We start from the raw sequence: 8,240 nt of genomic DNA on the forward strand, positions 1-8,240 counted from the left end.
GGCCGCCATCCCTGCGGCCGCCGCAACCGCGGCGACGGTGACGCAGGAGTTCAACAGCTGCGGCTACCACCCCACGACGACGATCCACCTGCGTAACGGGCCGGGGGCACGGCATGCGTCCCTCGGCCTGCTCGGACCCGACGACACCGTCCCGGCCTACGAGGAGCGCGGCGGCTGGTACCGGGTGGAGCTGGACCATGACGCGCACAACGGCTTGCGTGCCGGCCGGGCCGGTGGGTGGCCAAAAAGCACATCAAGCCTGCGGTCTGCATGCGCCTGAGCTGACCTGCGACAGGCCGGAGGGCCGACTCCCCGCGGGTGCGGGGAGCACCTGGAGTTCGTCGGGCCGCTGATCGCCGCTGTCAGAGGCCGCTGGCAGGATGCGATCCATGACTTCAGCCACCCCGGCCGATTACGGCTGGATACGTTCCTCGTCCTCGCCGTTCGCCTATGCACTGGAGGTCGGGTACACCCTGACGCTGGTACGGGGAGTCTCGCCTTCGGAGTTGTTCCGGATCGTGGGAACGGAGCCGCGAGGTGTGTGTGAGGGGCTCATTGAGCTCATCGAGGAGCAGCAGTAGTTCTTGGACGGATACGAGGAGTGGCCCGAGGCCTTCCTCGCAGGAGCGTTCACCGCGCAGGGCGAGGGAAGGGACTGGACTCTCGCTCTGGAGTTCGGAGGCGATCTGGGCACGCGCCCGCGCCTCATGGAGGCGCTCTCCGCTGGGACGCGTGCTGTCTCGCATTCGAGCAACGGGGGGAAGCCCATGGACTTCTTCCACTGGTACGAGAACGGGGAACTGCGAACCACCTTCGAGTGGCCCGCGGACAGAACCGGCAGCACTCCCGATGAACTGAACGCCGTGATGATAGAGGTCGGCCTCAACCCCACAGGTGACGAGGCTCCCGACACCGATCGAAAGGCGGCGGTCCTCGCGCTGACAGAGCGCCTTACGGGCGTCCAGGTGACCGAGGAGCTACTGGCGGAGGCCCAGTACCAGGTGGGGGAAGTCCCGGAGGAGCCTGCCGAGGAATGGAAGAGCATCACCATCGACATCACCGATGCGCACGGCGAGCGGACGTAACGTCCACGTTGACCGGGCTCAGCTCTGACCCGTGATGGTGCGTAGGGGTGCCCCCCACCGCGCACCCCTAGTCGTACCCGGGCCGGGTGACTCAGCACCTGCTGTCGCCAGGCGCCGGCAGGCCCGGGAGGCGCCGCTCAGCAGGGCACCGACCTCCTGCACCAGTCGAGCGCCCAGCATGCTCGGCCATGGCGGGGTAGAGCTCTCGCTGATCCGCGGGCCAACGCTGCCCGGTGAAGAGCGGTATGTGGCTGTACTCGAACTCCAGGAACTGACGCATATCAGGTCTGGCCACCAACTCCGGCTCCGGGGGGGGCGACTGCGCAGGTCGATCACGCTGCGCAGGCCGAGTTCCTCCAAGCACCATGCTCCTTCTGGTGACATGGCATCCAGGGCACCTACGCCACCCGCATCGCGGAAGTTCCGGACACCGGGAATGTCATGGAACGCGCAGTCGCGCTGATCAGCACATGTGGCCATTGAGCGAATATATGAGACACGGCCCCGACGACCGGCGCCCCACCTTGTTGCACGGTGCCCGTCAGCAGGCCACGCCTCCTCGCACCTAGCAGAGGACACCGACAGTTTTTCTTGTCTTGACAATAATTATTGTCGGCTGCACCCTGGAGTGGTGCTGGACGTCGCTGTGATCGAAGAACCCGCTGCAGCCGAGGCGTCCCTGGACCCGATACGGTCCCGGATCCTCGCCGCCCTGGCCGAGCCAGGCTCGGCCGCCATGCTGGCCGCCCGCCTGGGGCTGCCCCGGCAGAAGGTCAACTACCACCTGAAGGAACTGGAGCGTCACGGCTTGGTCGAACTCGTCGAGGAACGGCGCAAGGGCAATGTCACCGAGCGGGTGTACCGCGCCACTGCCGCCTCCTACGTGATCTCCCCCAGCGCCCTGGCCGCCGTCAGCCCGGACCCGTCCCGGTCCCCGGACCAGCTCTCCGCCCACTGGCTGCTGTCGCTGGGAGCTCGACTGGTGCAGGAGGTCGGTGCCCTGCTGAGCGGCGCCTCCCGGGCCCGGCGGCGACTGGCCACCTTCGCCATCGATGCGGAGGTACGGTTCGCCTCCGCGGCCGACCGCACGGCCTTCGCCGACGAACTGGCCCAGGCCGTGACGGCCCTGGTCAGCCGCTACCACGACGAGTCCGCCCCTGGGGGCCGCAGTCACCGGGTGATCGTCGGGCTCCACCAGATCCCCGCCGCACCCTCCGGCGCCCCGGGGAGCGAGGCCGACCCGCAGCAGAACCCCAGGGGGACAGAAGGACACGGATCGGAAGCACGACAGGAGAACCCGCGATGACGCACCCCTTCGAGATCGAGCAGGAGACGACCCTGCCGGTGACCCCGGAGCAGGTCTGGCAGGCGATCGCCACCGGACCGGGGATCGACTCCTGGTTCATGGGACGCAACGAGGTGGAGCCGCGCGAGGGCGGCACAGCCGCCATGGACACCGGGGGTAACCGGGAGACTTCGGTGGTCACCGCCTACGAACCCGGCAGACGCTTCGCTACCCGCACGGCCACCACCGAGGACGGCCGCTTCATGGCCTTCGAGTACCTGATCGAGGGGCGCGAGGGCGGCAGCACCGTGCTCCGCGTCGTCCAGAGCGGCGTGCTCGGCGACGACTGGCAGGACGAGTACGACGCGCTGCGCCGTGGCTGGCCCTTCCACCTCCACACGCTCCGCGAGTACCTGGCCCACTTCCCGGGACGCACCGGCATCCCCGTCTTCGTCATGGCGCCCTCGGGCGAGCAGCCCGCGCAGCAGGTCCGGGCGGCCCTCACCCGCGGGCTGTCGCTGCCGAGCCCGGTCGCCGTGGGCGCGCGGGCGCACGCCGAGCCGGCCGGCCTGCCGCCGGTGGACGGCGAAGTGACCTGGTCGGACGACGAGCGCATCGAGGTCCGCACCGCCGACGGGATCTACACCTTCCACCACTTCCCCGGCGTGGTGCTGATGTTCCACCACCTCTTCGGCCCGGACACGGACAGCGCCGAGGCCGCCTGGCAGCAGTGGCTGAACGGCTTGATCGCCTGACCCCCGGCTCACACGGGCGCACAGACGCACCGTCGGGCACCCGGATCCGCTTCACCCCCAATACTGCCGGACCGGCCGCTCTCCGCAGCTGCCACTGGCACCTCACCTTCGGGGCGCCTGCGCCGTGAGCGCGGCCCAAGCGCGCACCGAGGAGTCACACAACACATCGCCAAGGCACCGAGGAAGATTTCTCATGCGCACTGTGATCAGCACGGCCTTCATCTCGCTCGACGGCGTCGTGGAGGGGCCGGGCGGCGAACCCGGCTACCGCAACTCCGGATGGACCTTCAAGGAGGTCGACTTCGTCCCCGAGGCATTCGAGATCAAGGAGCGCGAACAGCAGGAGTCCACCGCGATCCTGATGGGCCGGGTCAGCTACGAAGCGTTCAGCCCTGTGTGGCCGGACATGGCGGAGTTCGCGCATTACAAGACGATGCCGAAGTACGTCGTCTCCACCACCCTCACTCAGGACAAGCTGGTCTCCAACTGGGGTGAGACCAGCATCCTGCGATCCCTCGACGAGGTCGCCGCCCTCAAGGAGACGGGCGGCGGCCCGATCATCGTCCACGGCAGCGCCTCGCTGAACCACAGCCTCTCGGACGCGGGCCTGATCGACCGCTACCACCTTCTCGTCTTCCCGCTGCTGCTCGGAGCCGGCAAGCGCCTGTTCAGCACCACGGACAAGGACACCCAGAAACTGAAGCTGGTCGAGCACGAGGTATACAGCAACGGCCTGCAGAAGCAGGTCTTCGACGTCGTCCGCTGACGACGCTGCAGGCATCCGGCTCTGCGGCCCTCGCGAGCCGTGCTGGCGATTCGCGTCCCTTCCCGATGCCTGGGTCGTGGGCGGAGGCACCGCGGAGCCACTGCGTTCAGGTCGGCCGGCATCTGTTTCCTGTTCTGTGGGCCTTCCGCAGCACAGAACTCCGGCGGGCAGCCATCTTCCGCCGCACAGGTCACCGGCCCTCGCGTGCCGGTGCGACGCGACACAGACTCATCGCCCACTCAGGTCAGGAGAGCAGCCCGCCGGAAAGATGAGCACCGCCACCCGCCGGCGTGGAGGTTGACGGTATACAGGGCTCCGGCTCCTTCCCCGAGACGGCCTCGGGGAAGGAGCCGACTTCCATGCGGCGCTGTGCTCAGCCGGTGACCTTCACGACGCCCGAGGCCGTCGCGTCCGGGCCCGTGCCGTCCGCCGGGGTGGCGGTCAGCTGCCAGGTGTAGCCGCCGGTCGCCACCGGGGTGCCCGACTCGGACGTATCGTCCCAGGTGACCCGTACTGCGCTGGGGGTCTCCTCGCCCGTCCAGGTGCGGACGATCTCGCCGGTCGCGCGGTTGGTGAGGGTCAACTGCCAGGACGCTGCGGGCTTGGAGAGCCACCACGCGGCAGCCCACTCACCGGCCGTCGTTCGGGGTGCGGCGGTGCGGGCGACGCGCAGCGGAGAAACCGCGTGCTGCGGCGCGGTGACGTGGACGGTGTCGTCCGCGCCGACCCAGACGAGCTTGCCGAGGCCCGCATCGAGGGTCCAGGTGGTGCCGCGCCTGTCGCCGTCCGTGGGCTGCTTCAGGCCTGTGATGGTGCCCAGGTCGGCCGTACCGCCGTCCGTCTGCAGGGCCGTGAGGCCTCGATCGCGGGACACGTCGCGGTGGGCCAGGAAGCGGTCGCCCAGCAGGAGGACGCCGGGGCGGGGTAGGTGTGCCCGGTCGCCAGGTCGCGTACGCCCGCCGCGTCCTGCGATGCGCAGCTCCAGGACAGCAGGGTGCCGCTGTGCTGCAGTTCGTTGGGAACGCAGGCGGAGCCGAGGTCGGTGGTCCCGGTCAGCTTGCCGGAGCGCAGGTTGATCACCTTCACCGTGCCAGATTTGTTCAGCGCCGGTTTATACAGCCTCTGCTGATCCAGTACGGCGGCCTGCGCCGGCTGCTCGCGGACGATGAGGTCGCGAGCGGTGTCCACGACATATTGGTGTCCGCCCGCCTCGTACAGCACGAACTCCGGTGCCGTATCGAGGATCCGGCCGTCCGTGCCGGGCAGCGGGAAGCTGTCCGCCGGGTGCTCCGGGTCGTCACCGGTCATGCGGAGTCCCGGGTGATCAGATGAGGCTGTGCCGTGAGGGGCGATGCCGGGGCCGGGTCTTGGCCGGCCAGGAGCCGCTCGATAGTCGTACCGACGGCCGCGGCTGCGCTGGGCAGGTCGAAGAATGTCGTGGTCAGGCGGGGGCGCGGGACCGCGCCGAACGGGATGTCGCCCGAACCGACCACGGTGATGTCGTCTGTCCGCTTCACGGGTCTGCGCCGATGTCACCAGGCCCCACTGATCCGCAGCGAAGCCGCTCAGAAGCGACAACTGTTGAGGTGTTGGTATGGAGCGCGCCGGGGTGATGCGCTCGCTCGAAGGTGTGAAGGGTGCGGCGGGTCGGGGCGACACGCGGTGCACCGGACCTACGCTCGCGATGTGGCAATTCTTGGGGCGGGGCCTGCCGACGCGAGCGGTATGCGGGCGAATGAGGCATGGCTGGCGGAGGTGCCGTCGGTGGTGCTGATGCAGCCGACGACGCTGTGTAATCTCAACTGCTCCTACTGCTATCTGCCGGACCGAAAGGTGTCGCGGCGCATGAGTGTGGGAGTCGCCCAGGCGGTGGCGACCGGTGTCCGGGAATGGGCCGGGAAGCACCCGGTAGCCGTGGTGTGGCACGGCGGTGAGCCGCTTGCCGTGGGCCCGGCGTATTTCCGTTCTCTGCTGGCGCCGTTCGGGCCGGGCGAGGGGCACGCGGTGACGCATGCCGTGCAGACCAACGCCACGCTCATCGACGAGGCGTGGTGCGAGGTGCTCTCGACGGTCCCGGTCCGGGTGGCGGTGAGTGTCGACGGCCCAGGGGAGGCGAACGCCGCACGGGTGGACTGGGCGGGACACCCGAGTCTGGAGCGGGTCGTGAGCGCGATCGGGATGCTGCGCCGGGCCGGCATCGACTTCAACATGATCGCGGTAGTGGCCAACGTGGCTCCCGGGGCGGCCACCGCTCTGTACCGGTTCGCCTGTGAGCTGGGCTGCGACAGCCTGGGGGTGAACCTGGCTGAGAAGAAGGGCGTGTACGGGGGTGGGCAGGAGCCGGAGGGCGGGGTCGTCGGGTTCTGGCAGGAGCTTGCGGCCTGCTGGCAGGCCGATCCGCGCATCCGGGTCAGGGAACTCGACCATGCCTACACCTACATCCGTGAGGAGCTGGCCGGCGGCGCGGCTCAGCGTGCTGACCGTCCGGTGATGCCGCTGCCCCTGGTCGCCTGGGACGGAGACTTCCTCCCGATCGGCGCGGAGCTGGCGGGCTTCCGTTCGCCCCGCCATGGCCCGTTCTCCGCAGGCAATGTCCTGGACACCCCGCTCGCCGTCCTGGCGGCGCGGGCGCACAAAGTGCCCTGGGTCGCCGACGCGCTCGCGGGCGTGACCAGCTGCCGCAAGCACTGCGATTACTTCGCTTACTGCCGCGGCGGCCAAGCGGCCAACAAGTACTTCGAAACCGGCCGCCTGGACAGTACCGAGACCGTGTACTGCCGTGCCAGCAAGATCAACCTGATGGAAGGAATTCTGCGTCATGCCGAACGTGCCTGTGTCTGACAAGGCCATGGAGAGCACCGTCCGGCTCGCCGAGCGGATCGAAGCCTGCGGGGATCCGCTCGCCCGGGCCGCGGCTCAGGCCGGTGAATGCCACGAGACCGCCGGCATCTTCGGCTGGGGTTACGGTGCGCCCGGCTTCGACACGACCGATGGAGCTGCCTGAACCGACACCACTCCGGTGGTGCAGCCTTCGCAGGAGAGCCGGTGGCGCGGCCTGCGGCGTACGACTCGGGGAGAAACAGTGATCCTGTTGAGGCGTCACTGGTGAGCGATCGTCACATCTCAGGCCCGGGTGCGGACACGCCGCTTCCGGGCCTATGCCATGGAAGGCGATGCGTCCGCGCGGGATCAGCTCCGCGTCGGCGAGTCGGCGTGTGGTGCACGGTCGAGCGGCGTGCGCGTTCGATTCCACAGCAGTGGGCGTACTCACGCGGGCGCAGCAGCATGGCCACGGCCATCGCCGGGAGCATGAGCAGGTGGCCCCACAGCATCAGGGCGCCGGTGTCGATGAGCTCGAGCGCCAGCGGCACGAACAGCACCAGGAAGGGCACGTACATGGCCGAGCCCATCTCGGCGATGGGCCGCCAGTGGTGGCCGCGGAACGTCATCCACGCGGACATGGCCACCGTCATGTTCGTCGCCATGATCAGCGCGCCGGTGTAAGGACTGTGCATCAGTCCGGTGGCGCCGAGTGCGTCGAGGACGAACATCCACACCGGGTGCAGGACCATCATGCCGACGGCCATGGCCACGACCATCTCGGCGAAGTGCAGGGCGAATTTCTTGGCACTCAGGCGGTGGCCGTTGTGCGTCACGGCGTCGGTGGGCACGGGAACTGTGCCTGGGGTGGCGGGTTGGCTGTGCACGGCATGTCTCCAGGGATGGGTGGTGTCACGGGACGAGGGCGTAGCCGGCCTCGGCGACTGCGGCGGCGATGTCGGCGCGTTCGACCGGCTGGGAGGCGGTGACAGTGACGCTGCCGGTGGCCAGATCGACGGTGACGGACTCGACGCCGGCGACACTCGAGATCTCCTCGATAACGGAGCGGACGCAATGCGCGCAGCTCATACCGGTGACCTCGAAAGTGGTCGAGCCGATGAAGGTGCGGGGGGTGCCGGAGAGCAAGGGGATCTCCTCGAGGTGTTGGTGGTGGTGCGGTCAGGTAGAAGAGTCCGCCCGGGGCGGGTGCGTCTCGCCGGGGAAATCGCCGGGTTTTTCGCCGGGATCGGCCAGGTCAGTGACCCTGCCCATCGGGACCGTGCCCGGTGGCGCCGGTGCCGGGCCTGCCACCGGGCCCGGCGAGCGGGGTGAGGATGGGTGGCCGCCGGCCTTCGATCGCTGACTCCGTCGGGGAGGGAGGCGCGGGGGTCGGGCGGCGATGAGCATGGAGGTGCTCTCTGGGGCGGGGTGGCGAGGCAACCGGGCCGCCTCGGGAGTGGTCGTTCTGAGCGTTCGCAGGTGCTGAGGCGGGGGTCCGGGGTCGCGGTGGCCGCCCCGGGTGGGGCGGC

General features: G+C 69.2%; 11 protein-coding genes and 1 pseudogene. 7 read left to right on the plus strand and 5 right to left on the minus strand.

Annotated features, from left to right (window positions below):
* The 5 genes and pseudogenes from AB0915_RS36915 to AB0915_RS36935 all read left to right on the plus strand — a co-directional run.
* Nucleotides 1–280: SH3 domain-containing protein (locus AB0915_RS36915; protein ID WP_366695458.1), on the plus strand; the 280-nt coding region annotated here is incomplete at its 5' end.
* 109 nt (nucleotides 281–389) lie between these two features.
* Nucleotides 390–1,085 (plus strand): annotated as a pseudogene (locus AB0915_RS36920) (DUF6461 domain-containing protein).
* Nucleotides 1,086–1,716: 631 nt separating this feature from the next.
* Entirely contained in the window at nucleotides 1,717–2,391 is a 675-nt protein-coding gene (locus AB0915_RS36925) for a helix-turn-helix domain-containing protein (protein WP_366695460.1), read from the plus strand.
* A complete protein-coding gene (locus AB0915_RS36930; protein WP_366695462.1) occupies nucleotides 2,388–3,125 on the plus strand; it encodes an SRPBCC domain-containing protein in 738 nt (245 codons plus the stop codon). Before AB0915_RS36925 ends, AB0915_RS36930 begins: the two co-directional genes overlap by 4 nt.
* A 193-nt stretch (nucleotides 3,126–3,318) precedes the next feature.
* Nucleotides 3,319–3,891 carry a dihydrofolate reductase family protein gene (locus AB0915_RS36935; protein WP_366695464.1) on the plus strand — a complete coding sequence of 191 codons (573 nt, stop codon included), beginning with the start codon at nucleotides 3,319–3,321 and terminating at the stop codon, nucleotides 3,889–3,891.
* Nucleotides 3,892–4,264: 373 nt separating this feature from the next.
* Here AB0915_RS36935 and AB0915_RS36940 read toward each other — a convergent pair whose 3' ends face one another.
* From AB0915_RS36940 to AB0915_RS36950, 3 genes are read right to left on the minus strand one after another with little or no spacing between them, the layout of a single operon-like run.
* Nucleotides 4,265–4,765 carry a FlgD immunoglobulin-like domain containing protein gene (locus tag AB0915_RS36940; protein WP_366695466.1) on the minus strand — a complete coding sequence of 167 codons (501 nt, stop codon included), beginning with the start codon at nucleotides 4,763–4,765 and terminating at the stop codon, nucleotides 4,265–4,267.
* Nucleotides 4,690–5,199, minus strand: a complete 510-nt coding sequence (locus AB0915_RS36945) for a hypothetical protein (protein WP_366695468.1) — start codon at nucleotides 5,197–5,199, stop codon at nucleotides 4,690–4,692. The genes AB0915_RS36940 and AB0915_RS36945 overlap by 76 nt, the downstream gene beginning before the upstream one ends.
* Nucleotides 5,196–5,408, minus strand: coding sequence for a hypothetical protein (locus AB0915_RS36950; protein WP_366695470.1), 213 nt, complete (start codon nucleotides 5,406–5,408; stop codon nucleotides 5,196–5,198). The genes AB0915_RS36945 and AB0915_RS36950 overlap by 4 nt, the downstream gene beginning before the upstream one ends.
* A 169-nt stretch (nucleotides 5,409–5,577) precedes the next feature.
* On the opposite strand from AB0915_RS36950, the gene amcB reads away from it, so the two are divergent.
* Nucleotides 5,578–6,732 (plus strand): cyclophane-forming radical SAM peptide maturase AmcB, encoded by a 1,155-nt coding sequence (gene amcB / locus AB0915_RS36955; RefSeq protein ID WP_366695472.1) that lies wholly within the window; start codon nucleotides 5,578–5,580, stop codon nucleotides 6,730–6,732.
* Nucleotides 6,710–6,895 (plus strand): hypothetical protein, encoded by a 186-nt coding sequence (locus AB0915_RS36960; RefSeq protein ID WP_366695474.1) that lies wholly within the window; start codon nucleotides 6,710–6,712, stop codon nucleotides 6,893–6,895. Before amcB ends, AB0915_RS36960 begins: the two co-directional genes overlap by 23 nt.
* A 112-nt stretch (nucleotides 6,896–7,007) precedes the next feature.
* Here AB0915_RS36960 and AB0915_RS36965 read toward each other — a convergent pair whose 3' ends face one another.
* Nucleotides 7,008–7,562, minus strand: a complete 555-nt coding sequence (locus AB0915_RS36965) for a hypothetical protein (protein ID WP_366695476.1) — start codon at nucleotides 7,560–7,562, stop codon at nucleotides 7,008–7,010.
* A gap of 61 nt (nucleotides 7,563–7,623) precedes the next feature.
* On the minus strand, nucleotides 7,624–7,857 hold the full coding sequence (locus tag AB0915_RS36970; protein WP_366695478.1) for a cation transporter: 234 nt from the start codon (nucleotides 7,855–7,857) through the stop codon (nucleotides 7,624–7,626).
* Between the last annotated feature and the right edge of the window lie 383 nt (nucleotides 7,858–8,240).

Source organism: Streptomyces sp. NPDC048411, from assembly GCF_040704695.1.
In the GTDB taxonomy this organism is placed as follows: Bacteria; Actinomycetota; Actinomycetes; order Streptomycetales; family Streptomycetaceae; genus Streptomyces.

Excerpts from the sequence above, each read along its gene's own strand:
- AB0915_RS36935 (WP_366695464.1), top strand. The coding sequence starts at position 3,319 with ATGCGCACTGTGATCAGCACGGCCTTCATCTCGCTCGACGGCGTCGTG.
- AB0915_RS36930 (WP_366695462.1), top strand. The coding sequence starts at position 2,388 with ATGACGCACCCCTTCGAGATCGAGCAGGAGACGACCCTGCCGGTGACC.
- AB0915_RS36960 (WP_366695474.1), top strand. The coding sequence starts at position 6,710 with ATGCCGAACGTGCCTGTGTCTGACAAGGCCATGGAGAGCACCGTCCGG.
- AB0915_RS36945 (WP_366695468.1), bottom strand. The coding sequence starts at position 5,199 with ATGACCGGTGACGACCCGGAGCACCCGGCGGACAGCTTCCCGCTGCCC.